This is a genomic window from Cellulomonas sp. H30R-01 (assembly GCF_010119915.1).
Lineage (GTDB): Bacteria > Actinomycetota > Actinomycetes > Actinomycetales > Cellulomonadaceae > Cellulomonas > Cellulomonas algicola.
In genome coordinates this window covers 352,760-378,608 of sequence record NZ_CP048210.1, presented here as the reverse complement: position 1 = coordinate 378,608, position 25,849 = coordinate 352,760, and the positions used below count along the sequence as shown (strand labels likewise).

Genomic DNA, 25,849 nt, shown 5'->3' with positions numbered 1-25,849 from the left:
GCGACGGACGCCCGCTCGGCGTGGCACCACCCCACCCCGGTGGTGCCACGCCGAGACGCGTCCCGGCGCGCCCTGCGGGGCGGCGATACTCGTCGGGTGGACGACGCCACGACCCCGACGCCGGTCGCGACACCCCGGGACGTCATCCCGTTCCGGACCGCCGTGTGCGCCTGGTTCGCGATCTCGTGGCAGACGTTCGGCGGTCCCGCGGGTCAGATCGCCGTCATGCAGCGCACGCTCGTCGACGAGACGGGCTGGATCGGGCAGCGGCGGTTCCTGCACGCCCTCAACTACTGCATGCTCCTGCCCGGTCCCGAGGCGCAGCAGCTCGCCGTGTACACGGGGTGGCTGCTCAACGGGACGCGCGGCGGGATCGTCGCGGGCGGGCTGTTCGTGCTGCCCGGGATGCTCGCGCTCCTCGCGCTCGCCGCGATCTACGTCGCGTTCGGCGACACCACGGTCGTCAGCGCGGTGTTCGCGGGCCTCGCCCCCGCCGTGCTCGCGATCGTCGCGCAGGCGGTGGTCCGCGTCGGGCGGCGCGCGCTCACGAGCCCCGCGCTCGTCGCGCTCGCGGTCGGCTCGTTCGTCGCGCTCGCGCTGTTCGCCGTGCCGTTCCCGCTGGTCGTGCTGGCCGCTGGGCTGACCGGTTGGCTGCTCCACCGCGTCGCGCCGCACCAGGTCGACCCATCGACGCCCCGGGCCGAGGCCGACCCCGAGAGCCGCACCCCGCTCATCCCCGACGACGCCCTGCACGCCGAGCGCCCGTCCGGGCGGCGCACCGCACGCGTCCTGGGGATCGGCCTCGCCGTATGGGCGCTGCCGGTGCTGGCCGTGCTCGCCCTCACCGGCCGGGACAGCACGCTCACGCACCTCGGCACGTTCTTCTCCGGCACCGCGGTCGTCACCTTCGGAGGGGCGTACGCGGTGCTCGCGTACGTCGCGCAGCGCGCGGTCGAGACGTACGGCTGGGTCACGCCGGGTGAGATGACCCGCGGCCTCGCGCTCGCCGAGACGACGCCGGGCCCGCTCATCATGGTCGTGCAGTTCGTCGCGTTCCTCGCCGCGTACCAGGCCCCGGGCGGGCTCGACCCGTGGGCCGCGGCAGTCGTCGGTGCGTTGCTCGTGACGTGGGTGACGTTCGTGCCGTCGTTCCTCTTCATCTTCCTCGGCGCGCCCTACGTCGAGCGGCTGCGGAGCAACCGGTCGCTCAGCGCCGCCCTCACGGCCGTGACCGCCGCCGTCGTCGGCGTCATCGCGAACCTCGCGCTGTACTTCACGACGCACACGCTGTTCGCCGAGTCGACGCCGACCACCTGGGGGCCGCTGCGGCTCGACGTCCCCGACGTCGGCACGCTCCAGCCGTGGTCGCTCGCGATCGCCGTCGTCGGCGGGGTGCTCGTCTTCGCCCTGCGGTGGTCGGTGCTGCGCACGCTCGCCGTGTGCGCCGCCCTGGGGCTCGCGCTGGGGCTCGCCGGCCTGCTCTGACCAGCCCGCGGGCCCTGCGACGCCCCGTGACCCGGGACCCAGGTCCCAGGTCCCTCACCTGCGGTTTCACACCCTCCCGACTCGTCCCGCCACCTCAGGACCTTCGGCTCAGTCATCCGATGACTGGTCCCCCTAGCGTCGAAGACGTCAACGGCGACGACTCCAGCAACCGCCCGGAGACACATCCCCGGGCACCGACCAGGGGAGCACACGGTGACTGTCACCGAGTCCGGCACGACCCGCACGACCAAGGCCAAGAAGGCCGTCGCGACCGCACCCGCCGCGGCCGCCCCCGCCGCACCTGCGCTCTCCGAGGACCAGGTCGCGACCGCGATCGACGCGCTCGTCGCCAACGCGACGAAGGCGCTCGCCGAGTACGCCCGCTTCACGCAGGAGGACGTGGACCGCTTCGTCAAGAAGGGCTCCGTCGCGGCGCTCGACCAGCACGGGCAGCTCGCGAAGCTCGCGGTCGAGGAGACCGGGCGCGGCGTGTTCGAGGACAAGGCCGTGAAGAACATCTTCGCGTGCGAGCACGTCACGAACTCCATGGCGGACCTCAAGACGGTCGGCGTCATCGCCCGTGACGAGCTGCGCGGCATCACCGAGATCGCGGAGCCGGTCGGCGTCGTCTGCGGCGTCACGCCCGTGACCAACCCGACGTCGACGGCGATCTTCAAGTCGCTGATCTCGCTCAAGACCCGCAACCCGATCATCTTCGCGTTCCACCCGGGCGCGCAGCGCTCCTCGGTCGAGGCGGCCAGGATCGTCCGCGACGCGGCCGTGGCGGCCGGTGCCCCCGAGCACTGCATCCAGTGGGTCGAGACGCCGTCGATCGCGGCCACGAACATGCTCATGAACCACCCGGGCGTGAGCCTGATCCTCGCGACCGGCGGCAACGCGATGGTCCGCGCCGCGTACTCGTGCGGCAAGCCGGCCCTCGGCGTCGGCGCGGGCAACGTCCCCGCCTACATCGAGAAGACCGCCAAGCTGAAGCGCGCCGTGAACGACGTCGTGCTCTCCAAGGCGTTCGACAACGGCATGATCTGCGCGTCCGAGCAGGCCGTCATCCTGGACGACGAGATCTACGACGCCGCGATGGCGGAGTTCGCCGTCCTGCACGCGTACCTGGCGACGCCCGCGGAGAAGACGAAGCTCGAGCAGTTCATCTTCGGGGTCGACGCGCAGGGCACGAACTGCGGCGACGCGAAGCTCAACCCGACGGTCGTCGGCAAGAGCCCGCAGTGGATCGCCGAGCAGGCCGGGTTCACCGTCCCCGCGGACACCTCGATCATCCTGGCCGAGGTGGGGTCGGTCGGCCCGCAGGAGCCGCTGACGCGCGAGAAGCTCGCGCCCGTCCTCGCGGTGCTGCGCGCGACCACGACCGAGCAGGGCATCGCGCTCGCCGAGCAGATGGTCGAGTTCGACGGGCTCGGCCACTCCGCCGCGATCCACACCCGCGACGACGCGCTCACCGAGGAGTTCGGCAGCCGCGTCAAGGCCGTCCGCGTCATCGCCAACGCGCCCTCGTCGCTCGGCGGCATCGGCGACATCTACAACGCGTTCATCCCCTCGCTCACGCTGGGCTGCGGCTCCTACGGCCACAACTCGGTCTCGAACAACGTCTCGGCGGTGAACCTCATCAACGTCAAGCGCGTCGGCCGGCGCAACAACAACCTGCAGTGGTTCAAGGTCCCGGCGAAGACGTACTTCGAGCCGAACGCGATCCGCTACCTGCAGGACATGCCCGACGTCGAGCGCGTCACGATCGTCACCGACGCGACCATGACCACCCTCGGCTTCGTCGACAAGATCATCGACGTCCTCAACCGCCGGCACAGCAAGGTCGCGCTGCAGATCATCGACCAGGTCGAGCCCGAGCCGTCGGTCCGCACCGTGCAGAACGGCGCGGCGCAGATGCGCCACTTCCGCCCGGACACGATCATCGCGCTCGGCGGCGGCTCGCCCATGGACGCGGCGAAGGTCATGTGGCTGCTGTACGAGCACCCCGAGATCAACTTCTCCGACCTCAAGCAGAAGTTCTTCGACGTCCGCAAGCGCGCCTTCAAGTTCCCGACGCTCGGCGAGCTCGCGCAGCTCGTCTGCATCCCGACGACGTCGGGCACGGGCGCCGAGGTCACGCCGTTCGCCGTCATCTCGGACCCCGACGCGGGCAAGAAGTACCCGCTGGCCGACTACGCGCTGACCCCCTCGGTCGCGATCATCGACCCCGTGCTCACGGCCAAGATGCCCCCGTCGCTCGCGGCGGACTCGGGCTTCGACGCCCTGACCCACGCGACCGAGGCGTACGTGTCCGTCTACGCGAACGACTTCACGGACGGCATGGCGCTGCAGGCGATCCGCCTCATCTTCGACAACCTCGCGATGTCGGTGAACGGCGACCCGGCCGACCCGGCCACGCGGGACGCGCGGGAGAAGATGCACAACGCGGGCACGATCGCCGGCATGAGCTTCGGCAACGCGTTCCTCGGGATCGTGCACGCCATGGCGCACGTCGTCGGCTCCACGTACCACCTGGTGCACGGCCGCACGAACGCCACGCTCCTGCCGCACGTCATCCGCTACAACGGCACCGTCCCGACCAAGCTCACGAGCTGGCCGAAGTACGAGCACTACGTCGCCCCGGAGCGGTTCCAGCAGATCGCGCAGATGCTCGGCCTGCCGGCGGCCACCCCGGCCGAGGGCGTCGAGTCCTACGCGCTGGCCGTCGAGGCGCTGCGCTCCAAGGTCGGCATCCCGTCGTCCTTCCAGGCGCAGGGCGTCGCCGAGCAGGAGTTCATGTCGCGCCTCGACGAGGTCGCCATGGGCGCCTACGAGGACCAGTGCGCTCCCGCCAACCCGCGGATGCCGATGATCGACGACATGAAGGACCTCATGACCGCGGCCTACTACGGCACGTCGCTGGAGGACGTCCGTTCCCGCCGCACCGAGCAGCAGGAGGCCTGACCTCCAGCGCGGCGGTCCGTCCAGCCCTCCTCCCCCTGGTGGGCGGACCGCCGCCCTGCTCGACCCCGACGCCCCGTCCGGCCGCTGCTCAGCCGGACGGGGCGTCGCCCGTCCCGCCCGGCGTCGGCATCACGGTCGAGCCGGTGGGGACACCGGGCGCGCCGACGTCGGCGCAGGTCCGGGCCACGGCGCGCCGGCCCCGCCACGCCGGTGCCGCCGCCGCTCGGGGTGCCGCGCGGCGCCGACGCGGGCAGACTGTGGCACCGATCCGCCGGACCCGCCCCCGCCCGTCCTGTAGGAGGACCCCGTGACCGCACGCCCGCACGCCCGCCCGCTGCTCGCCCGTGCCGCCGCCCCGGCCCTCGCCGTGGGCCTCGCGCTCGGCCTCGCCGGGTGCTCCGACGCCGACATCGACCAGGCCGCGCAGTCCGCGAAGGACGCCCGGACCGCGGCCGAGAACGCGGTCGGCGACCTGCGCGCCGCGGTCGACGAGGCGCGCGCCCACGCCGAGGAGGTGGGCGCCCAGGTCGAGGAGACGCGCACGAAGCTCGACGGCCTCGACGAGCAGGCGCGCACGCAGGCGGAGTCCGCCGTCGACCAGGCCGAGGCCGCCGTGACCGAGGCCCAGTCCGCGCTCGAGGCCGCGCAGCAGGACGCGTCGGCGGAGGCGCAGCAGCGCGTCGCGGACGCGGAGCAGCAGGTCGCGGACGCGCGCGCCGACCTCGAGGCCGCCAAGGCCGACGCGGGCGGCGAGGCGGCCGACGCCCTCGACTCCCTGGCCGCCGAGCTCGGCAGCCTCGGTGACGACCTCCGTGCGGCCACGGGCAGCTGACCCGTCGCCCTTGTCGTGGCGGTCCCGCGCCCTGCACGGCCGTTGGGGTGATTTCCGGGTTCGCCCGCGCGGCACGTTGAGACCTGCGCCACACCTGCCGATGGTGGAGGTATGAGCGACCGGCAGCCGTCCCGAGTGGGACGCCAGCACCACGTGGAGTGGTGGGTGGTGTGCGCATGGGCGTCGCTCGCGGTCCTGCTCGTCGTCGGGCTGGTCGGCGCGGTCGGTCTCTGACCGGCACGCCGCACCCCGGGACGCGGGACGCGGGCGGCTCCTCGTCACGCGCCCACGGGACCTATCCTCGCCGGATGGGCGAGCGCGACGACGCACAGCACGGCATCGGGCACGGACGGTGGCGTGAGGTCGCCCGCGCGTCGGGGCTGCTCGCCCCCGACGGTCACGTGCGGGCGACGATCTTCGCGGAGATGTCCGCGCTCGCCGAGTCGACCGGGTCGGTCAACCTCGGCCAGGGCTTCCCCGACGTCGACGGCCCCGAGTCGGTCGCCCGGGCCGCCGCGCAGGCCATCGCCGACGGGCGCAACCAGTACCCGCCCGGGCCGGGGATCCCCGCGCTGCGGCACGCGGTCGCCGAGCACCAGAAGGCGCACTACGGCCTCGACCCGGACCCGGACCGCGAGGTCCTCGTCACGACCGGCGCGACCGAGGCGCTCGCCGCCGCGGTCCTCGCGCTCGCCGGCCCCGGCGACGAGGTCCTGACGCTCGAGCCCTTCTACGACGCGTACGCCGCCGTGATCGCCCTGTCCGGCGCGACGCACACGACCGCACCCCTGCGCGCGACACCCGACGGGTTCCGCATCGACCTGGACGCGCTCGCCGCCGCCTTCACCGACCGCACGCGGCTCGTCCTGCTCAACACCCCGCACAACCCGACCGGCACCGTGCTCACGCCCGACGAGCTCGCCGCCGTCGCGCGGCTCGCGACCGCGCACGACGCGCTCGTCGTCACCGACGAGGTGTACGAGCACCTCGTGCTCGACCCCGGTCTGCGCCACGTGCCGATCGCGACGCTGCCCGGCATGGCCGAGCGCACCCTGACGATCTCGTCCGCGGGCAAGACGTTCTCGTTCACCGGGTGGAAGGTCGGCTGGGTCACGGGCCCCGAGCACCTCGTGACGGCGGTGCGGACCGTCAAGCAGTTCCTCACCTACGTGTCCGGCGCACCCTTCCAGCCGGCCGTCGCGTTCGCGCTCCGCGACCCCGACGTCGCCGCGTGGGTGCGGGACCTCGCGGCGTCGCTCGCGTCGCGGCGCGACCGGCTGTGCGCGGGGCTCGAGGCCGCGGGGTTCACCGTCGTCCGCCCGCAGGGCACCTACTTCGTGCTCGCCGACTCGGCACCGCTGGGCTTCGACGACGGCGCCGCGCTGTGCCGCGCGCTCCCCGGGCTGGCCGGCGTCGTGGGCGTCCCCGTCACCGCGTTCACGCACGACGGGTCCGACGTCGACCGTGCGCTGCGGTCGTGGGTGCGGTTCACGTTCGTCAAGCGCGACGAGGTCCTCGACGAGGCCGTCGCGCGACTGTCACGGCTGCGCACGCCGTGACCCGTCGTGGCGGCCCGGTGCGTGATCGGCGGGCGGCCGGACGGTCGGGTGATCAGCCCGTCCAGGCGCCGCCGCGGCGGTAGGCGGGCGTCGCGAGCGCGAGCACGAGCAGTGCGGCGACCGATGCGCCGACCATGACGACCGCCATCGCGACCGCGTCACCGCCGAGCAGACCGGACAGCGGGCTGACGACGCCGGAGACCCCGGCCTGGCACGCGCCGATGAACGCGGCCGCGGTCCCCGCGACCTCGCCGTGCCGGCTGAGCGCGAGCGCGGAGGCGTTGGGCGGCACGAAGTTGACCATCGCGAGCACAAGCCACTGGACGACGAGCAGCGCCCACAGCCCGCCGAGGCCGGTGAGGGCGAGGCCGAGCAGGACCGTCGTGAGCGCGAGCGACAGCGGCAGCACGACGCGGACGATGCGGATCGGCGCGACCCGGCGCACGAGCGCCGCGTTGACCTGCGCACCCGCGACCAGCCCGATGCCGTTGATCGCGAACAGCAGCGAGAACTCGTGCTCGGACAGCCCGAAGCCCTCGCGCAGGACGAACGGCGACGCGACGACGTAGCTCATGAGGACGGCGACGCCGAGGCCCGGCATCACGGCGAGCGCGACGAAGTGCCGGTCGCGCAGCAGGGCGCGATAGCCGGACAGCGCGGTGCGCAGACCGCCGTCGCGGCGCCGCGCGGGCGGCAGCGTCTCGGGCAGGCGACGCCACACGACCAGCCACAGCACCACGCCGAACACCGCGAGCGCGACGAACACCGCGCGCCAGCCCGCCTGACCGGCGATGACGCCGCCGATCGACGGCGCGAACAGCGGCGCGACGCCGATGACGAGCATGAGCCGGGACATCAGGCGCGACGCGTCCGAGCCGACGAAGCGGTCGCGGATGACGGCCATGGCGACGACCGTCGCCGACGCGTTGAAGAAGCCCTGCATCGAGCGCAGCGCGATGAGCGGGATGATCGCCGGGGCGACCGCGCACAGCAGCGACGTCACGACGTGCAGCGCGACGCCGACCATCACGGGCTTGCGGCGGCCGAACCGGTCGGACAGGGGCCCGATGACGAGCTGGCCGACGGCGCCGCCGATCAGCATCGCCGTCATGGTGAGCTGCGCGGCGGTCGCGGACGTGTTGAGGTCGCGGGCGACGTCGGGCAGCGACGGCAGGTAGATGTCGGTCGAGATCGCCGGCAGCGCGCACATGAGGCCGAGCAGCAGGACGTACTTCGCGTTCGGCCGGTAGGCGGGTGCGGCGGTGTCGACGGCGCCCGACGGCGGGGTCGGGGCGGTGACGTCCGTGGGTGCGGACGCGATGGGGGCGGTGACGTCCGTGGGTGCGGACGCGGTGGGGGCGGTGACGTCCGTGGGTGCGGACGCGGTGGGGGCGGTGACGTGTGCGGCGGTCCGTGGGGTGGGCGGCGCCGCAGGGGTGCTGGGGGCGGGGCGCGCGGTCATCGCGTTCCATGGTCGCACCCGATCCGTGCCGACGCGAATCGATTCGATATGTGTCCCGTCACGTCCGCCGGACCCGCCCGCGTCGCTCCGAGGGCACCGGGCAGAGCGCCCACGCATGTCGGTGGGACCTGGCAGGCTGGCCCGCATGTGCGGTCGCTACGCCTCCTTCCGCGAGGACCAGGCCCTGGCCGACGAGTTCGCGATCGCGACCGTCGCCGACGACGTCCGGCTGCTCCCCCCGTCGTGGAACGTCGCCCCGACCGACGGCGTGCGGATGGTCGTCGAGCGCGCCGACAAGGAGACGGGCGAGATCACGCGCCAGCTCCGCGTCGCCCGCTGGGGCCTCGTGCCGTCGTGGGCCAAGGACCCGTCCGTCGGCGCCCGCATGATCAACGCGCGCGTCGAGTCCGTCGCCGAGAAGTCTGCGTTCTCGCGGCCGTTCGCGGCCCGCCGCGCCCTCCTGCCCGCCGACGGCTACTACGAGTGGAAGAAGCCCGACCCGGGCGCGCTGACCCGGACGAAGCAGCCGTTCTACCTGCACCCGGCCGACGACGACCTCGTCGCGCTCGCCGGGCTGTACGAGTTCTGGAAGGACCCGACGAAGTCCGACGACGACCCCGACCGCTGGCTCGTCAGCGCGACCGTCATCACGCGCCCGGCGTCGCAGGAGCACGCCCACATCCACGACCGGCAGCCGCTCATGCTGCGCCGCGACGTCTGGGACGCCTGGCTCGACCCGTCGGCGGGCGCCGAGGAGGCCCGCCGCCTGCTCGAGGCCCCGTCCCCGCGCCTCATCGCCACGCCCGTCTCGACGCTCGTCAGCTCGGTCCGCAACAACGGCCCCCAGCTGCTCGAGCCGGTCGACCCGGAGGAGGCCCTGCTCTGACGGCGGCCCAGCCGTCGCACGCAGCCGGCCGTCAGGTCGTCGCGGCGGTGAGGCGGTAGGGGGTGACCGTGCCGATGCCCTGGAGGTCGAGGGCGGGGCGCTCGTCGAGGACGAAGCGCGGGTCGCCGCCGAGCACCTGGGCGGTCTCGGGGTCGGTGAGGACGGTGCTCGGCTCGGCGATGTCGGTGAGCCGCGCGGCAAGGTTCACGTCAGGGCCGAACACGTCGCCGAACCGGGACAGCACGCGCCCCCAGACGAACCCGACGCGCACGGGCGTGACGCCGCGGGCACCCTCGGCGAGCCCGCCGACGGCCTGCTCGCGGTCGACGTCGAGCGCACCCCCGAGGGCCTCGGCGAGCCCGAGCGCGACGCGCGCACCGGTCGCGGGGGTGTCGGCGACGAAGAGCACGGCGTCGCCGATCGTCTTGACGACGCGACCACCGGCGCCGGTGACGACGTCGCGCGCGGCCGCCTCGAAGCGCTGCACGAACTGCGACAGGTCGGTCGACCCGAGCCCGGCGGTGCGGCGCGTGAAGGACACCATGTCGGCGAACCCGACGGCGCGGGCGAGCGGCAGCGCGGACGCGTCGACCCCGGGCGAGCGCTGCGCGCCGAACTCGGCGGCGTACCGGCCGGCGATCGCGGCGAGCTGCCGGCGGTAGGCGTGCACGAGCTGCGCCTCGAGCAGGGGCGCGAGGTCCGCGAGCCGGTCGAGGGTCAGGAGGCGCGCGGTGGTGTCGTCGAGCTCGTAGCGCGTCTGCATGTCCTCGACGAGCGCCTCGACCTGCCACAGCGCGAGGCGGTCGGCGGTGTGGCCGAGCGCGCGCGTGACGGTGAGGACGGTGCGGAGGTCGAGCCCGTGCTCGCGGACCAGGGCGACGGCCCGGTCGACGGCCTCGGCGTCGCGCTCGGTGTAGACGGTGTCGTCGGGGTCGGCGTGCGGCAGGCCGACGGTGGTCCAGAACCCACGGACGAGGTCGACGTCGATCTGTGCGCGTCGGGCCAGGTCGTGGGCGCTGTAGAGGCGCACGCCGCCCAGGAGCTGGGTCTCGAGCTCGCCGACCGTCGACTCGGCGACCGCGGTCTCGTCGACGGGTCGCCCGGCACCGCTGGCGGGCGGGGAACCGTCGTCGGGCACGTGCCGAGCCTAGTTCACGCCCCGGACCGCACGTGACGGACGTCACCCGCGAGGACGTGGTGCGCGACCCCGGTGGCGTCGACGACCACGAGCCCCCCGTCGTCGTCGAGCCGCTCCGCGACGCCCGCGAGCTCGGCACCGCCGGGCAGCTCGACGCGCACGGGCGTGCCGAGCGTCGCGCACACCGCGGCGACCTCGTCGGCGAGCCCGGAGGCGACGGCGTCACCGCCGGCGTCGCGCCAGCGGGTGGCGACGTCGTCGAGCGCGGTGACGAGCGCGACGAGCAGCGCCTCGCGCGTGACGTGCTGCGCGCCCGCGAGCGCGAGGGACGTCGCGTGCTCGACGGGCAGCTCGTCAGGGCCCTGCGCGACGTTGATGCCGATGCCGATGACGACGGCCGGCGTGACGCCCGCGGGCGTCGGGACGACCTCGGCGAGGATTCCGCCGACCTTGCGCGCGGCGCCCCAGCCGGCGACCTCGGTCTCCGCGGGGACCAGGAGGTCGTTGGGCCACTTGAGGATCGCCGGCACGCCCGCGGTCGCTCGCACGGCGTTGACCGCGCCGAGCCCGGCGAGCAGGGGCAGCCACCCGAACGTCCGGGGCGGGAGAGCCGGTCGCGCCACGAACGAGCAGGTCAGCGACGTCCCCGGTGCGGTCTCCCAGCCGCGACCGGCGCGGCCGCGGCCCGCGTCCTGCTGGTCGGCGACGAGCACGCTCGCGTGCGGCCAGGCGTCGGGGTCGGCCGCGACGGCGGCGACGAGGTCCGCGTTGGTCGAGCCCGTGCGCGCGACGACGTCGATCCGCGCGAGCGGCCCCGCCGGCAGCAGGAGGAGCGAGCGGAGCGCGTCCGCGTCGAGCGCGGGACGGTCGGGCGACGAGGACGACGTCATGCCGCCCATGATGACCCCGCGACGTGCGGCGCGTCAGGTGGTCCGCCGCCGAGGCGGACGAGGGCGGGCGCGCACAACGCCGAGGGTGCCCGGTTGTGGGGTTCCGACGACGCGACGCCCCGAACACGGTCATCGCCCTGCAGGTGCCTGGTGGGGTTCCACAACTAGCCTCGGTCGGGTGACCCAGACGGACCAGACAGGCGTCCCCGCCCCCGGCACCGCCCCGCGCGGCACCGCGGCCCGCCTCGCCGACCTCGCCGAGCGGACCCGGGCGGCCGAGGTCGCCGAGCAGGGTGCGGCGGACAAGCAGCACGCACGCGGCAAGAAGACGGCGCGCGAGCGCGTCGAGGCGCTGCTCGACCCGGGCTCGTTCACCGAGCTGGACGCGCTCGTGCGGCACCGCTCGACGAACTTCGGGCTCGACAAGAAGCGCATCCCGGGCGACGGCGTCGTCACCGGGTACGGCACGGTCGACGGCCGGCCGGTGTGCGTGTACTCGCAGGACTTCACGGTCTTCGGCGGCAGCCTCGGCGAGGTGCACGGCCAGAAGATCACCAAGGTCATGGACCTCGCGCTGCGCACGGGCGTGCCGCTCGTGGGCATCAGCGACGGCGGTGGCGCGCGCATCCAGGAGGGCGTCGCGGGCCTCACGCAGTTCGCGGAGATCTTCCGCCGCAACGTCGCGGCGTCGGGCGTGATCCCGCAGATCAGCCTCATCCTCGGCCCGTCGGCGGGCGGTGCGGTGTACTCCCCCGCGCTCACGGACTTCATCGTCATGGCCGACGGCACGTCGAACATGTTCATCACGGGGCCGGACGTGATCCGCGCGGTCACGGGCGAGGACGTCGGCTTCGAGGAGCTCGGCGGCGCGACGACGCACAGCACGCGCTCGGGCGTCGCGCACTACATGGCGTCCGACGAGGACGACGCGATCGACTACGTGCGCTCGCTGCTGTCGTACCTTCCGCAGAACAACCTCACGGACGCGCCGTCGTTCCCGCACGAGGCGCCGCTCGAGGTGACCGAGGAGGACGAGGAGCTCGACGCGATCGTCCCCGACTCGGACAACCAGCCGTACGACATGCGCGCGGTGGTCGAGCACGTGCTGGACGACGGCGTGCTGCTCGAGATCCAGCCGCTGTACGCGCAGAACGTGCTCATCGGCTTCGGGCACGTCGAGGGCCAGCCCGTCGGGATCGTCGCGAACCAGCCGATGGCGATGGCGGGCACGCTCGACATCAACGCGGCCGAGAAGGCCGCGCGGTTCGTGCGGACGTGCGACGCGTTCAACATCCCGGTGCTGACCTTCGTCGACGTGCCGGGCTTCCTGCCCGGCACGGACCAGGAGTGGAACGGCATCATCCGGCGCGGCGCGAAGCTCATCTACGCGTACGCGGAGGCGACGGTCCCCCTGGTCACGGTCATCACCCGCAAGGCGTACGGTGGCGCGTACATCGTCATGGGGTCCAAGCAGCTGGGCGCCGACGTCAACCTCGCCTGGCCGACCGCGCAGATCGCGGTCATGGGTGCCGGCGGCGCCGTGAACATCCTGCAGCGCGGTGCGCTCAAGGGCGTCGCGGAGGCCGGCGGGGACGTCGAGGCCGAGCGCCGACGCCTCACGGCGGAGTACGAGGAGGCGATCGTCAACCCGTGGGACGCGGCGGACCGCGGCTACGTGGACGCCGTCATCGCCCCCTCGCAGACCCGGTCGGAGATCACCCGGGCGCTGCGCCTGCTGCGCACCAAGCGCGCGAGCCTGCCGCCCAAGAAGCACGGGAACATCCCCCTGTGAGCACGGAGGACGCGTGAGCGAGCACGACCACGACGAGCACACCCACGGCCTGGAGCCGCTGACGGGCGTCGACGCCCTGGAGCTGCACGCGGCCGTCGACCGGCTGGCGACGGCGCTGCACGCGTACGTCGAGACGGCCGTGGGGGTGCGCGCGGAGTTCGGTGCGCACGAGGCCGACGAGGACCCGCGGGTGCTGTCGCTGGAGTCGGAGATCGGCGGGCTCAACGCGCAGCTCTACGACCTGCTGCACAGCCGGCTCGGCCTGCACGCCGACCTCACGGGCATGTCGTGGTCCGACGACGACCACGGCGACGCGGACGCGGCGCCCGAGCGCACGGACGTCGACACGTTCCACCTCGGGTTCGTCGTCGGGCAGCCCCTGGCGACCTCCGACCTGTCGCTCGACTCGGTGCTCGACCTGGTCGACGCGGGCGGGGCGGACGTCGCGCAGCGCCTGGTCGACGCGGGCTTCGAGGTCACCGAGTGGGGTGCCTCCCGCGGCGCGCCGGTGGCGTTCGACGAGGACGAGGACGGGGAGGTCGACGGGTGAGCGAGCAGTCCGGCGCGCACGTGCACGTCGTGCGCGGCGCACCCGACGAGGTCGAGCTCGCGGCGCTGGTCGCGGGCCTCGTGGCGGCGTCGTCGCAGGAGGCGCACGGCGCCGACGAGCAGGCCGCGGCCACCTCAGCCTGGTCCGACCGGCGGCGCGTCCTGCGCGGTGCGTCGGCGCCGCAGCCGGGCCCCGACGCGTGGCGCTGGAGCCTGCGCGGCTGACGTCACCCCGCGGGTCGCCGGAGCGTGCGCGGCTGACGCCGACGCCGTCGTACCCGCGAGTAGGGTCGTCCGGGTGACGACGACGCCCACCCCCAGCGGAGCCCGCCAGCCCACCCCGATCGACGCGGTCGCCGAGGCCCACATCACGGCCGCCGCCGCCCTGCACCCGCTCGCCGCGACGGCGATCGGCCTGCCGGGCCACGAGCACGAGATGACCGACTTCTCGCCCGCGGGCCACGACGCCCGGGCGGACCAGACCCGTTCCACGCTCACGGCCCTCGACGGCCTCGCGCCGGTCGACGCGGTCGACGAGCTGACCCTCGCGGCGATGCGCGAGCGCCTCGGCCTCGAGCTCGAGCTGCACGAGGCCGGCGAGCCGCTGCGCGACCTCAACAACATCGCGTCGCCGGTCCAGGAGCTGCGCGACGTCTTCGACATCATGGCGACCGGCTCGATCGAGGACTGGGAGAACGTCGCGGCCCGCCTGAACGCGCTGCCCGGCGCGGTCGACGGGTACGTCGAGTCGCTGCGCCTCGCGGCGTCGCGCGGCGGCGTCGCGGCGGTCCGGCAGGTCGAGGAGGCCGCGCGCCAGGCGACCGAGCTCGCGGACCCGGCGTCGTCGTTCTTCACGACGTTCGTGACGGGCGCGGACGTCGACGCCGCGCTCGACGAGTCCGCGGCGTGCGCGCTCGTGCGCGGCGAGCTCGAGCGCGGCGCGGCCGCGGCCCGGCAGGCCTACGGCACGCTCGCGACGTTCCTGCGCGACGAGCTCGCGCCGCAGGCGCCGCAGCAGGACGCGGTCGGCCGCGACCGGTACGCGCTGTTCTCGCGCGCGTTCCTCGGCGCGACCGTCGACCTCGAGGAGACGTACCGGTGGGGCCTCGAGGAGCTCGCTCGCGTCGTCGCCGAGCAGGAGGCCGTCGCCGCGCAGGTCGCCGGCCCGGGCGCGACGATCGAGCAGGCCGTCGCGGTCCTCGACGCCGACCCGTCGCGCACGCTGCACGGCACCGACGCGCTGCGTGCGTGGATGCAGGAGACGTCCGACGCCGCGATCGACGCGCTCGACGGCGTGCACTTCGCCATCCCCGACGCGCTCAGGACGCTCGAGTGCCGCATCGCCCCCACGCAGACCGGCGGCATCTACTACACCGGCCCGAGCGACGACTTCACGCGCCCCGGCCGCATGTGGTGGTCGGTCCCCGCCGACGTCACGACGTTCAGCACGTGGCGCGAGAAGACGACCGTCTACCACGAGGGCGTCCCCGGCCATCACCTCCAGATCGGCCAGGCTGTGCACGCGCGCGACACCCTCAACCGCTGGCGCCGCCTCGCGTGCTGGACGTCCGGCTTCGGCGAGGGCTGGGCGCTGTACGCCGAGCGGCTCATGGCCGACCTCGGCTTCCTCGACGACCCGGGCGACCGGCTCGGCATGCTCGACAGCCAGCGCCTGCGCGCCGCGCGCGTCGTGTTCGACATCGGCGTGCACCTCGGCCTCCCGGCTCCCGCCGAGTGGGGCGGCGGCACGTGGGACGCCGACAAGGGCTGGACGTTCCTGCGGGCCAACGTCAACATGCCCGAGTCGTTCGTGCGGTTCGAGTGGACCCGCTACCTGGGCTGGCCCGGGCAGGCGCCGTCCTACAAGATCGGCCAGCGCCTCTGGGAGCAGACGCGTGACGCGGCGGCGGGTGCGGCGCGCACGCGTGGCGACGCGTTCGACCTGCGGTCGTTCCACGCGACGGCGCTCGAGCAGGGCGCGCTGCCGCTCGACGTGCTCAAGCAGGTCTTCGCGACGTCCTGACGGCGTCGGCGCACGACGCGAGGGGCGGCACCCGGGGGAACCGGGTGCCGCCCCTCGCGTGCGTCCGCCGCGGGCGCGTCAGGCGTGGTGGGGACCCGTCAGAGCAGCGACCAGCCGTAGCCGAAGAACACGAGCGCGGCGAGGACGACGAGCACCGCGATCGTCACGAACCAGTCGTTGCCGGCCGCGACGAAGCGTCGGGCGCCCGGACCGAACCGGCCGGGCAGGTTCAGATGCCCGTCCCTGATGTTGATGCGCGTCAACCCGGCCCAGACCAACGTGGTCGTCACGGTGATGAGCAGGCACCACGGGCACAGCGCCTTGATGTCGGTGTACGCCTCGTAGAACAGCCACCACGCGAACACGAGGCCCGCGGTGTAGACGACCTCGGCGGCGAGCATGAACCAGCGCGGGAACAGCACCCCGCCGATCATCGCGACGGCCATCGTGAGGACCACGGCCTCGGCGGCGATGCCGAGGAACGCGTTCGGGAAGCCGAACAGGGACGCCTGCCAGCTCTCCGCGACCCGCACGCAGTTGATGACGCTGTTGATGCTGCACCCGAACACCGCGTCCGGTTCACGCGCCAGGACGATCGCCTCGATCGACAGCACGAACGACGTGTAGAGGCCGATCGCACCGGAGATCGCCATCTCGATCGCGGTGCGCCGCCGCCAGGCGACGGGAGCCGGCTTCAGCAGGTCCGGGTCGTCGTCGACGAGCTCGTCGTCGTCCCAGTCCTCGTCGTGCTCGTCCACCGCCGCGTCGTGTGCGGCCGCGCTGGTCGCGTCGTTCACCGGGCCTCCTCGGGTGTCGGTGCGCACGGTCGACCCGCCGCACCCGCTCGGGGCCCATTGTGCCCGCCCGACCTGTGCGATCGGCCCGACCTGGGTCCCGGTCTGCGGCGTCTCCCTCCCCCGGCTGCGGCGCTCGGTCGGCACCGGCCCGCACACGGCCCGCACGCGCCCCGCGACGCGCACGGGCCCGCGACGGCCCGACGAACTAGGCTCGCGCGACGTGACCCGCCTGCTGCTCGCCTCCGCGTCCCCCGCCCGCCGCGCCACGCTCCAGTCGGCGGGCATCGACCCGCTCGTGGTCGTGTCCTCGGTCGACGAGCCCGCGGTCCTCGCGGCCGCCGCCGAGCGGTTCGGGACGCTCGACCCGGCCGACGCGGTGCTGGTGCTCGCGCAGGCGAAGGTCGAGGACGTGGCGCGCGCGGTCGCGGACGGCACGCCGGCCGAGCTGGCCGACGCGGACGACCTGGTCCTGCTGGGCTGCGACTCGATGCTCGAGCTCGACGGCGAGATCCTGGGCAAGCCGGACGACGCCGACGACGCGGTGCGCCGCTGGCGGGCGATGCGGGGCCGGACGGGCGTGCTGCACACGGGGCACTGGGTGATCGACGAGCGCGCGACGCCCGACGAGGGCGGCGAGGGCACGCGCGGCACGCTCGGCGCGACGTCGTCGACGGTCGTGCACTTCGCGGACCTGTCGGACGACGAGGTCGCCGCGTACGTCGCGACGGGCGAGCCGCTCGCCGTCGCGGGCGCGTTCACGGTCGACGGCCTCGGTGGCCCGTTCGTGGACCGCATCGAGGGCGACCACCACGGTGTCGTCGGGGTGTCGCTCCCGCTGCTGCGCGGCCTGCTCGGGGAGATCGGCGTGACCGTCCCGAGCCTGTGGCGCACGGTCTGACCCACCACCCGCGCACGCGCGCGTGTTGTGCCCACCGGACAACGCACACCGGGCACGGAGGACGACGGGCGCCTGTCCTTGTCGGATCCCTACACAAGCACGCCCGCACGGCTTGGGCGGATCCCCAATCTTGGACGGTCGACCCCGAGGGAGCCGCGGAGCGCCGGGTCCCGCACGTTACGGTGGACCGTGCCCGTGATCTCCAAGGTCCTCATCGCGAACCGCGGTGAGATCGCCGTCCGCATCGCCCGCGCCTGCCGTGACGCCCGGATCGCCTCCGTCGCCGTCTACTCCGACCCCGACCGCGAGGCCCTGCACGTCCGGGTCGCCGACGAGGCGTACGCGCTGAACGGCGCCCGCGCGGCCGAGACGTACCTGGTCGTCGACAAGCTGCTCGACGTCGCACGCCGGTCCGGCGCCGACGCGGTGCACCCCGGCTACGGCTTCCTGTCCGAGAACGCCGAGTTCGCGCAGGCCGTCATCGACGCCGGCCTCACGTGGATCGGCCCGCCGCCGGCCGCGATCGAGGCGCTCGGCGACAAGGTCAGCGCGCGGCACATCGCGCAGCGCGCCGGTGCCCCGCTCGTCGCGGGCACGCCCGACCCCGTCTCGGGGGTCGACGAGATCCACGCGTTCGTCGCGGAGCACGGGCTGCCTGTCGCCATCAAGGCGGCCTTCGGCGGCGGCGGCCGCGGCCTCAAGGTCGTGCGGTCGGCGGACGAGATCGACGAGCTGTACGAGTCGGCGGTCCGCGAGGCCGTCGCCGCGTTCGGTCGCGGCGAGTGCTTCGTCGAGCGCTACCTCGACAAGCCCCGGCACGTGGAGACGCAGTGCCTCGCCGACCAGCACGGCACGGTCGTCGTCGTGTCGACGCGCGACTGCTCGCTGCAGCGCCGCCACCAGAAGCTCGTCGAGGAGGCACCCGCGCCGTTCCTCACCGACGCGCAGCGCGCGCAGCTGGTCCAGTCGAGCCAGGCGATCCTGCGCGAGGCCGGGTACGTCGGCGCCGGAACGTGCGAGTTCCTCGTCGGCGCCGACGGCACGGTGTCGTTCCTCGAGGTCAACACGCGCCTGCAGGTCGAGCACCCGGTCACGGAGGAGATCAGCGGGATCGACCTCGTGCGCGAGCAGCTGCGCGTCGCCGCGGGCGAGCCGCTCGGCTACCACCACGTCGAGACGCGCGGCCACTCGATCGAGTTCCGCATCAACGGCGAGGACCCCGCGCGCGGCTTCCTGCCCGCGCCCGGCCGCATCGCGACGCTGCGCTTCCCCGCGGGCCCGGGCGTGCGCGTCGACTCCGGCGTCGTCGAGGGCGACAGCGTCTCGGGCCTGTACGACTCGATGATCGCCAAGCTCGTCGTGACGGGTGCCGACCGCCCGCAGGCGATCGCGCGCGCACGCCGGGCGCTGGCCGAGCTCGACGTCGTCGGCATCCCGACGGTCGTCCCGTTCCACCGCGCCGTGCTCGACGCCCCCGAGTTCGCTCCCGCGGACCCGGACGAGGCCTTCACCGTCCACACGCGCTGGATCGAGACCGAGTTCGCCGAGCGGCTCACCGCGCTCGGCACCGGTGCCGCCGCGCCTGCCGCCGAGGACGAGGAGGAGGCGCCCGCGCTCGAGCGCGTCGTCGTCGAGGTCGGCGGCAAGCGCCTCGAGGTCGTCCTGCCCGCCGCGCTCGCGCTCGGCCGCGGTCCGGGGGCGTCGCGCCCCGGTGGGCGGGTCGGTGCGGCCGGACCGTCGGGCCCTCGTCGCCCCGTGCGACGCGCCGCCGCGAAGGCCGGCAGCAACGGCACGACGCTCGCGTCCCCGATGCAGGGCACCATCGTCAAGGTCGCCGTCGCGGAGGGCGCGGAGGTCGCCGAGGGTGACCTGGTCGTCGTGCTCGAGGCCATGAAGATGGAGCAGCCGCTCGTCGCCCACCGCGCCGGCACCGTGACCGGCCTGTCCGCCGACGTCGGCTCGAGCGTGAGCGCGGGCACCGCCATCTGCGAGATCGTCGGCTGACGCGTGACCGACGCGGCACCCGGGGCGACGTCCGCCCCGCGCGCGCCCGGTGACAGCACGGGCGGGCCGCCGGGGGCGTCGTCGCCCGTCGTCCCGTCCGACGTCCCGCACCATCGCACCGCCGGCGACGGCTGGGTCGAGTGCGCGTGCGGACGACGGCACTGGGGCCGGTTCGGCGCGGCCGGGCTGCTGCTCGTGCGCCGCGACGCGTCGGGGTCGCCCACCGCGGTCGTGCTGCAGCACCGCGCGCCGTGGAGCGACCAGGGCGGCACGTGGGGCCTGCCGGGCGGTGCGCTCGCGCCCGACGAGGACGCGGTCACGGGGGCGCTGCGGGAGGCCGCCGAGGAGGCCGGGATCGACCCGTCGCACGTGCGCCCGACCGGCTCGTCGATGCTCCGGCACCCGGACTGGTCCTACACGACGGTGCTCGCCGACGAGATCCACCCGGCGGAGCCGACCGCGACCGACGCGGAGAGCGTCGAGGTCCGCTGGGTCCCCGTGGACGAGGTCGCCGACCTGCCGCTGCTGGCCGCGTTCGGCGACGCCTGGCCCGACCTGCGGCGACGTCTGGAGGCCGGCCCCGACGCGGCCGACGAGGTGGCGGGCGGCGCCCCGACCGCGTGAGCGGGGTCACAGCACGCGTCGCGGACAGACGTCGCGGGGACGATCCGGACGGGAGTATCGTCGCGCCCCGGTGAGGTAAGCCTCGCCTCACTGCCCCTCTCCCGGGAAGCGTCATGGTCGCGAACTACCTGATCGGCCTGCGCGAGGGCCTCGAGGCCGCCCTCGTCGTCAGCATCCTCGTCGCCTACCTCGTCCGCACCGACCGCCGGCACCTGCTGCCCGCGCTGTGGACCGGGGTCGGCGTCGCCGTCGCCGTGTCGCTCGGGTTCGGTGCGCTCCTCACGTTCGGCCCGTCGGGACTGTCGTTCGAGGCGCAGGAGGCCATCGGCGGCACCCTGTCGATCGTCGCCGTCGGGCTCATCACCTGGATGATCTTCTGGATGGCGCGCACCGCGCGTCACCTCAAGGCGGACCTGCAGCACAAGCTCGACGACGCGGTCGAGGCCGGGAAGCGTGCGGTCGTCGTCATGGCGCTGCTCGCCGTGGGCCGCGAGGGCCTCGAGACCGCGCTGTTCCTCTGGGCCGGCGCGCAGGCCACCAGCGGCTCCGACGGCGACGTCACGCCGCTGCTCGGCGCGGCGCTCGGCCTCGCGACCGCCGTGCTGGTCGGGTGGCTGCTGTACCGCGGTGCGGTGCGCGTCGACCTCCGTCGGTTCTTCGCCTGGACGGGAGCGTTCCTCGTGCTCGTCGCCGCCGGCGTGCTGTCCTACGGCGTCCACGACCTCCAGGAGGCCGGCATCCTGCCCGGCCTCCACGACCTCGCGTTCGACGTCTCCGCGACGATCCCGCCGACCAGCTGGTACGGCACGCTCCTCAAGGGCGTCCTCAACTTCTCCCCCGCGACCACCAAGATCGAGGCGATCGCGTGGGTCGCTTTCGTCGTCCCGACGATGTGGTTCTTCGTCCGCACGACGTGGGGCGGCCCGGCGCGGCCGGCCCCGTCCGCGCCGGCCGCGTCCGCGCCGGTCCCGTCCGCCGCGTCCCCCGCACCCGTCGCGTCGCCCGCCGCGGGCTGACGGCCCGCGCACCCGCCACCTCCCCGGTCCGCGCCCCGCGCGGTCCCCGCCTGCTCGAGGAGCCCGATGTCCCACCGGCCCACCGCCGCGCTCACCCTGGCCGCGGCGCTCGTGCTGCCGCTCGCGGCCGCGTGCGTCCCGAACGACGCCCCCGCCGACGACGCCACCGCCGCGGGCGTGATCACGGTCTCGTCGACGGCCGACGCGTGCGACGTGTCCACCACGGAGGCCGCGTCGGGCGCGCTGACGTTCACGGTGACGAACGACGGTCAGGACGTGACCGAGTTCTACCTGCTCGGCGAGGACGGGCTGCGCGTCGTGTCCGAGGTCGAGAACATCGGACCCGGCCTGAGCCGCGACCTCGTCGTGCAGGCCCGCCCGGGCACCTACTGGACGGCCTGCAAGCCGGGCATGGTCGGCGACGGCATCCGCGCGAAGTTCACCGTGACGGACTCGGGGGCCGACACGGGCCCGACGGGTGACACCGCCGAGCAGCTCGCCGCGGCCGAGGCGTCGTACGTCGCGTACGTCAAGGACCAGGTCGGGGCGCTCGTCGCCGGGACGCAGGAGTTCGCCGACGCGTACGCCGCGGGCGACGACGCGACCGCCCAAGACCTGTACGCCGCGACGCGTGTGCACTGGGAGCGCGTCGAGCCCGTGGCCGAGTCGTTCGGCGACCTGGACCCGCTGCTCGACCTGCGCGAGGCCGACCTCGAGGACGGCGCGACGTGGACCGGCTGGCACCTCGTCGAGAAGGACCTGTGGCAGCCGACCCCCGAGGCGAACGGCGGGGTCGCGTACACGCCGCTCACGCCCGAGCAGCGGCAGGCCGCGGCCGACGACATCGTCGCGAACACCGCGAAGCTCCAGGAGCAGGTCACCGACCCGGCGTTCACGTTCGAGGCGTTCCAGATCGCCAACGGTGCGAAGGAGCTGCTCGACGAGGTCGCGACCGGCAAGGTCACGGGCGAGGAGGAGATCTGGTCGCACACCGACCTGTGGGACTTCCAGGCCAACGTCGACGGCGCGCGCGTCGCCTACGAGGTGCTCTCGGACGTCGTGCAGGAGCGAGACGCCGACCTGGCGGACGCGCTCGACGAGCGGTTCGCCGAGCTCCAGGACCTGCTGACCGCGCAGGGCAGCGTCGAGTCGGGCTTCACGTCGTACGACCAGCTGACCGAGGACCAGGTCAAGGACCTCGCCGCGGCCGTGGACGCGCTGTCGGAGCCGTTGTCGCGCCTCACCACCACCGTCACGGGCGCCTGACGCCGCGATGACCGACGTCGACTCGCCCACCACCCCGGACGACGCGCAGCCGCCCGCCGCCGGGCTGTCCCGGCGCGCGCTGCTGGGCCTCGGCGGGGGTGTCGCGGCAGTCGCCGCGGCCGCGGGGTTCGGCGCGGCGCGCGCGACGACGGCGACCGCGTCGGCCCCGACCGCGAGCGCCGCACCGGGCACGTTCCCCTTCACGGGCGCGCGTCAGGCGGGCATCGCCACGCCCGCGCAGGACCGGTTGTACCTCGCGGCCTTCGACGTCACGACGGACTCGCGCGAGGAGCTCGTCGCGCTGCTGCGCCGCTGGACGACGATCGCCGCCCGGCTCACCCAGGGCCTGTCGGCGGGACCGTTCGGCCCGGCCTCCGGCCCGTACGACGCGCCGCCCGACGACACGGGCGAAGCCGCCGACCTGCCGCCCGCGGGGCTCACGCTCACGTTCGGCTTCGGCCGGTCGCTGTTCGTCGGCACCCCGGCGCCCGACGGCACGCCCGGCACCGACCGGTTCGGGCTCGCCGACCGGCTGCCCGGCGGCCTCCTGGAGCTCCCCCACTTCCCGGGCGACGCGCTCGACCCGGCCCGCAGCGACGGTGACCTGGTCGTGCAGGCCTGCGCCGACGACCCGCAGGTCGCGGTGCACGCGATCCGCAACCTGTCCCGTGCCGCGTTCGGGGCGGCCGCGATCCGGTGGACGCAGCTCGGCTACGGGCGCACGTCGTCGACGAGCACCGCGCAGCGCACCCCGCGCAACCTGTTCGGCTTCAAGGACGGCACCGCGAACGTCAAGGCCGAGGAGCACGACGCGCTCGACGCGCACGTCTGGGTGCCCGCGTCCGCCGCGCAGGACGACGCGGGCGACGGCGTCGACTCGGCGTGGCTGACGGGCGGCACGTACCTCGTCGCGCGGCGCATCCGCATGGTCATCGAGACGTGGGACCGCACGTCGCTGCGCGAGCAGGAGACGCTCGTCGGCCGCACCAAGGGCGAGGGTGCGCCGCTGTCCGGCGGCACCGAGTTCACCGAGCCGGACTTCGCGGCGACGGGCCGCGGTGACGCGCCGCTCATCGCCACGCACAGCCACGTCCGCCTCGCGCACCCCGACCAGAACGACGGCGTGCGCATGCTGCGCCGCGGCTACAACTTCACCGACGGGAACGACGCGCTCGGCCGCCTCGACGCCGGGCTGTTCTTCCTCGCGTTCGTCCGCGACCCCCGCACGCACTACGTGCCGATGCAGAACCGGCTGTCCGCGCAGGACAGGCTCATGGAGTACCTCCAGCACACCGGGTCGGGCCTGTTCGCCGTGCCGCCGGGCGTCCCGGACGGCTCGCTGGTGCTCGGGGCCGACGGCACGCCCGTGACGACGGACGACAGCCCGTTCGTCGGCTCGGCGCTCTTCGCCTGACGACCTCCCGCGCGCCCTCGCGCGGCGACCCGACGCGGGTCCTCGCGGCGCGACGCGCGGCCCCGCACGGCGCCGACCGCCCGACCACGCGGCCGCCTCGCACCGTCCCGCGCACCGTCGTGCGTGGACGGCACGGGCTCGCCACGTCACCCGTCGACGGCCTCCGGCGCCGCGGAGCGGTACCGTGCGGCGCGTGACCACCCCTCCCGCCGGCACCCGCACCTCGACCCCGGCCGGAGGCGGCCCGAGCGCGACCCCGCCGGACGCCGGCACGCCCACGCGCGTGTGGCTCGTCGCCGCGCTCACGGTCGCCACGCTCGAGGCCGTGAGGGCCAGCGGGCCGATGCTCGACCGGTGGTTCGCGGTCGGCACGGCCGCGGCGGGTGGCGCGGCCGTCGCGACGTACGCGGGAGCGGGACTCGTGGCAGCCGTGCTGCTGCTCGCCCGCCGCCGCCCCTCGGGCACCCCGGACGCGCGCACGGTCCTGGCCGGTGCGGGTGTCCTGGCCGTCCTGCGGCTCGTCGTGCAGGGGCTCGACGGCCTCGCGCTCGACGTCACCGGGCTCGTCTGGGTGGCCGTCGCGGTCGCGGTGCTGACGCTCGGCGTCGCGCACGTCGCGGGTCGCAGCGGGGGTGCCCGCCAGGCCGCGACCGGCCTCCTCGTCGGGTCCGGGCTGTCCGTGGGCCTCCAGCTGATGCTCGGCACGTGGGACGCCGTCTGGCGGTCCGGCGCCGTCGGCTGGGCGGTCGCCGCGGCCGTCGCGGTCGCGCCGTTCCTCGTCACGCGCGGGCTCGTCGGCCCGGACGCGTCCCCCGAGCCGACCGGCCGACCCCGCCGCCTGTGGGCGCTCGGGCCGTTCCTCGCCGTCACCGTGATGCTGCTGGCCAACCCGGCGTTCGCGGCGTCGCAGGCCGACGTGCCGCTCGACGTGGCAGGGCTCGTGCTGCTCGGCGCCTCGGCACTCGGCGCGTGGCCGCTCCTGCGGCCCGACGTGTGGCCCGCGGTCGTGCGGGTGAGCGCCGCCGTGCTGCTCGCGGTCGGCACGGGCGTGAGCCTGTGGACGTCGGGACCCGTCGCGCTCGTCGCGCTCGCGGTCACCCAGGTCGTGGCCGGGCTCGTGGTCGCGACCGTCCTGAGCACGCGCCGCCCGGCCCCGCCCGGGATCCCGCGCACCGCGATCAGCACGGGCGCCGCGGGGCTGGGCGTCGTGCTGCCGCTCCTGCTCTACATGCTCGACTACGACGTGCCGCTGCCGGTCGACAACGCCTGGGTCGTGGTCCTCGCGGCCGCGGTCGTCGGGCTCGCCGGGCTGCGCCGCCGCACCCCCGAGGTCGCCGCCCGGGTCGACGACCCGCCGCTCGACGACGAGAAGGTCCCCGCCCGCGTCAACGCCGCGCGCCTGCTCCTCATCCCCGGCGTCGTCCTGGCCCTCGTCGGCGTCCTCGCCGGCCATCGCGGCTGGAGCACGACCGGCGCGACGGTCCCGGTGCACGCCGCCGACGGTCCGCTGACCGTCGTCGACTGGAACCTGCACTACGGGGTGTCCCCGCTGACCGCGGTCGACCTCGAGGGCGTCGCGCGCACGATCGAGGCCGCCGACCCCGACGTCGTCACGCTCCAGGAGGTCGAGCGCGGCTGGATCTTCGGCGGCGGCGCCGACATGGCGACGTGGCTCGCGCACCGCCTCGACATGACGATCCGGTTCGCCCCGGCGGCCGACCGGCAGTTCGGCAACGCCGTCCTGGCGCGTTCCGGCCTGACCGACGTCGTGGTGCACCCGCTGCCGTACGGCGACGGGCCGCAGCAGCGGTCGGCGCTCGCCGCGACCCTCACGACCGCGTCCGGGACCCCGGTCCGCGTCACGTCGGTCCACCTGCAGCACCGCGCGTCCAACACCCCGACACGGCTCGACCAGCTCGACGCCCTGCTCGCCGCCGAGCCCGTGACCGGGGCCGCGATCCTCGCGGGCGACCTCAACGCCGAGCCCGGCTCGCCCGAGCTCGACCTCCTCACGGACGCCGGGTGGGTCAGCGCCGTCGACGAGGCAGGCGACCCGGACACGCTCACCGAGCCGAGCACCGACCCCACGCACCGCATCGACTGGGTGCTCGGTCAGGGCGTCGCGTTCACCGCCGCGACCGTGGGCACGTCGCCGCTCTCCGACCACCTGCCGGTGACCGCGACGTTCACGCCCTGACGGCCCGGCCGCCCACCGCCCGCTCCGCGCTCAGTCCGTACCCACCTCGGCCC

Annotated in this window: 21 protein-coding genes; 17 read left to right on the top strand and 4 right to left on the bottom strand. The window is 74.6% G+C overall.

All coding sequences use genetic code 11. The features are described 5' to 3' along the window. The first annotated feature begins 96 nt into the window (after positions 1-96). The 5 genes from chrA to GXP71_RS01660 all read left to right on the top strand — a co-directional run bounded on the left by chrA (position 97) and on the right by GXP71_RS01660 (position 6,840). Complete coding sequence (gene chrA, locus GXP71_RS01680) at positions 97-1,485, top strand: chromate efflux transporter (RefSeq protein ID WP_162351233.1); 1,389 nt, start codon at positions 97-99, stop codon at positions 1,483-1,485. Positions 1,486-1,698: 213 nt separating this feature from the next. Next, positions 1,699-4,449 (top strand): bifunctional acetaldehyde-CoA/alcohol dehydrogenase, encoded by a 2,751-nt coding sequence (gene adhE, locus GXP71_RS01675; protein WP_202924313.1) that lies wholly within the window; start codon positions 1,699-1,701, stop codon positions 4,447-4,449. Between the two features lie 307 nt (positions 4,450-4,756). After that, positions 4,757-5,281: a hypothetical protein gene (locus GXP71_RS01670; RefSeq protein ID WP_238402556.1), complete on the top strand. Its 525-nt coding sequence runs from the start codon at positions 4,757-4,759 to the stop codon at positions 5,279-5,281. Positions 5,282-5,392: 111 nt separating this feature from the next. Further along, the gene (locus tag GXP71_RS01665; protein ID WP_124343805.1) at positions 5,393-5,515 is read left to right on the top strand and encodes a molybdopterin oxidoreductase; all 123 of its coding nucleotides are present in this window, start codon (positions 5,393-5,395) and stop codon (positions 5,513-5,515) included. 74 nt (positions 5,516-5,589) lie between these two features. Next, on the top strand, positions 5,590-6,840 hold the full coding sequence (locus tag GXP71_RS01660; RefSeq protein ID WP_162351232.1) for a pyridoxal phosphate-dependent aminotransferase: 1,251 nt from the start codon (positions 5,590-5,592) through the stop codon (positions 6,838-6,840). A gap of 52 nt (positions 6,841-6,892) precedes the next feature. On the opposite strand, the gene GXP71_RS01655 is transcribed toward GXP71_RS01660, so the two are convergent. Continuing rightward, on the bottom strand, positions 6,893-8,302 hold the full coding sequence (locus GXP71_RS01655; protein ID WP_162351231.1) for a multidrug effflux MFS transporter: 1,410 nt from the start codon (positions 8,300-8,302) through the stop codon (positions 6,893-6,895). Positions 8,303-8,447: 145 nt separating this feature from the next. On the opposite strand from GXP71_RS01655, the gene GXP71_RS01650 reads away from it, so the two are divergent. Next, entirely contained in the window at positions 8,448-9,188 is a 741-nt protein-coding gene (locus GXP71_RS01650) for an SOS response-associated peptidase (RefSeq protein WP_162351230.1), read from the top strand. Positions 9,189-9,219: 31 nt separating this feature from the next. On the opposite strand, the gene GXP71_RS01645 is transcribed toward GXP71_RS01650, so the two are convergent. Together GXP71_RS01645 and GXP71_RS01640 are read right to left on the bottom strand one after the other, a co-directional pair. Continuing rightward, positions 9,220-10,326, bottom strand: coding sequence for an adenylate/guanylate cyclase domain-containing protein (locus GXP71_RS01645; RefSeq protein WP_238402555.1), 1,107 nt, complete (start codon positions 10,324-10,326; stop codon positions 9,220-9,222). A 14-nt stretch (positions 10,327-10,340) separates the two neighbouring features. Then, positions 10,341-11,216 carry a biotin--[acetyl-CoA-carboxylase] ligase gene (locus GXP71_RS01640; RefSeq protein WP_202924312.1) on the bottom strand — a complete coding sequence of 292 codons (876 nt, stop codon included), beginning with the start codon at positions 11,214-11,216 and terminating at the stop codon, positions 10,341-10,343. A gap of 178 nt (positions 11,217-11,394) precedes the next feature. Here GXP71_RS01640 and GXP71_RS01635 point away from each other — a divergent pair, with 178 nt between their 5' ends. The 4 genes from GXP71_RS01635 to GXP71_RS01620 all read left to right on the top strand — a co-directional run bounded on the left by GXP71_RS01635 (position 11,395) and on the right by GXP71_RS01620 (position 15,580). Continuing rightward, complete coding sequence (locus GXP71_RS01635; protein ID WP_162351228.1) at positions 11,395-13,008, top strand: acyl-CoA carboxylase subunit beta; 1,614 nt, start codon at positions 11,395-11,397, stop codon at positions 13,006-13,008. Positions 13,009-13,021: 13 nt separating this feature from the next. Beyond that, positions 13,022-13,558, top strand: a complete 537-nt coding sequence (locus tag GXP71_RS01630) for a hypothetical protein (protein ID WP_162351227.1) — start codon at positions 13,022-13,024, stop codon at positions 13,556-13,558. Then, positions 13,555-13,782, top strand: coding sequence for an acyl-CoA carboxylase epsilon subunit (locus GXP71_RS01625; RefSeq protein ID WP_162351226.1), 228 nt, complete (start codon positions 13,555-13,557; stop codon positions 13,780-13,782). Before GXP71_RS01630 ends, GXP71_RS01625 begins: the two co-directional genes overlap by 4 nt. A 73-nt stretch (positions 13,783-13,855) precedes the next feature. After that, complete coding sequence (locus GXP71_RS01620; protein ID WP_162351225.1) at positions 13,856-15,580, top strand: DUF885 domain-containing protein; 1,725 nt, start codon at positions 13,856-13,858, stop codon at positions 15,578-15,580. A gap of 98 nt (positions 15,581-15,678) precedes the next feature. On the opposite strand, the gene GXP71_RS01615 is transcribed toward GXP71_RS01620, so the two are convergent. Continuing rightward, complete coding sequence (locus GXP71_RS01615) at positions 15,679-16,377, bottom strand: vitamin K epoxide reductase family protein (RefSeq protein WP_200829832.1); 699 nt, start codon at positions 16,375-16,377, stop codon at positions 15,679-15,681. Between the two features lie 220 nt (positions 16,378-16,597). Here GXP71_RS01615 and GXP71_RS01610 point away from each other — a divergent pair, with 220 nt between their 5' ends. The 7 genes from GXP71_RS01610 to GXP71_RS01580 all read left to right on the top strand — a co-directional run bounded on the left by GXP71_RS01610 (position 16,598) and on the right by GXP71_RS01580 (position 25,796). Continuing rightward, a complete protein-coding gene (locus GXP71_RS01610; protein ID WP_162351224.1) occupies positions 16,598-17,275 on the top strand; it encodes a nucleoside triphosphate pyrophosphatase in 678 nt (225 codons plus the stop codon). A gap of 189 nt (positions 17,276-17,464) precedes the next feature. After that, on the top strand, positions 17,465-19,279 hold the full coding sequence (locus GXP71_RS01605) for a biotin carboxylase N-terminal domain-containing protein (RefSeq protein WP_162351223.1): 1,815 nt from the start codon (positions 17,465-17,467) through the stop codon (positions 19,277-19,279). Between the two features lie 3 nt (positions 19,280-19,282). After that, complete coding sequence (locus tag GXP71_RS01600; RefSeq protein ID WP_162351222.1) at positions 19,283-19,903, top strand: NUDIX hydrolase; 621 nt, start codon at positions 19,283-19,285, stop codon at positions 19,901-19,903. Positions 19,904-20,016: 113 nt separating this feature from the next. After that, on the top strand, positions 20,017-20,919 hold the full coding sequence (efeU, locus tag GXP71_RS01595; protein WP_162351221.1) for an iron uptake transporter permease EfeU: 903 nt from the start codon (positions 20,017-20,019) through the stop codon (positions 20,917-20,919). Between the two features lie 66 nt (positions 20,920-20,985). Beyond that, the gene (efeO, locus tag GXP71_RS01590; protein ID WP_162351220.1) at positions 20,986-22,185 is read left to right on the top strand and encodes an iron uptake system protein EfeO; all 1,200 of its coding nucleotides are present in this window, start codon (positions 20,986-20,988) and stop codon (positions 22,183-22,185) included. Between the two features lie 7 nt (positions 22,186-22,192). After that, the gene (gene efeB / locus GXP71_RS01585) at positions 22,193-23,599 is read left to right on the top strand and encodes an iron uptake transporter deferrochelatase/peroxidase subunit (RefSeq protein WP_162351219.1); all 1,407 of its coding nucleotides are present in this window, start codon (positions 22,193-22,195) and stop codon (positions 23,597-23,599) included. Positions 23,600-23,792: 193 nt separating this feature from the next. Next, a complete protein-coding gene (locus tag GXP71_RS01580) occupies positions 23,793-25,796 on the top strand; it encodes an endonuclease/exonuclease/phosphatase family protein (RefSeq protein ID WP_238402554.1) in 2,004 nt (667 codons plus the stop codon). The last annotated feature ends 53 nt before the right edge of the window (positions 25,797-25,849 follow it).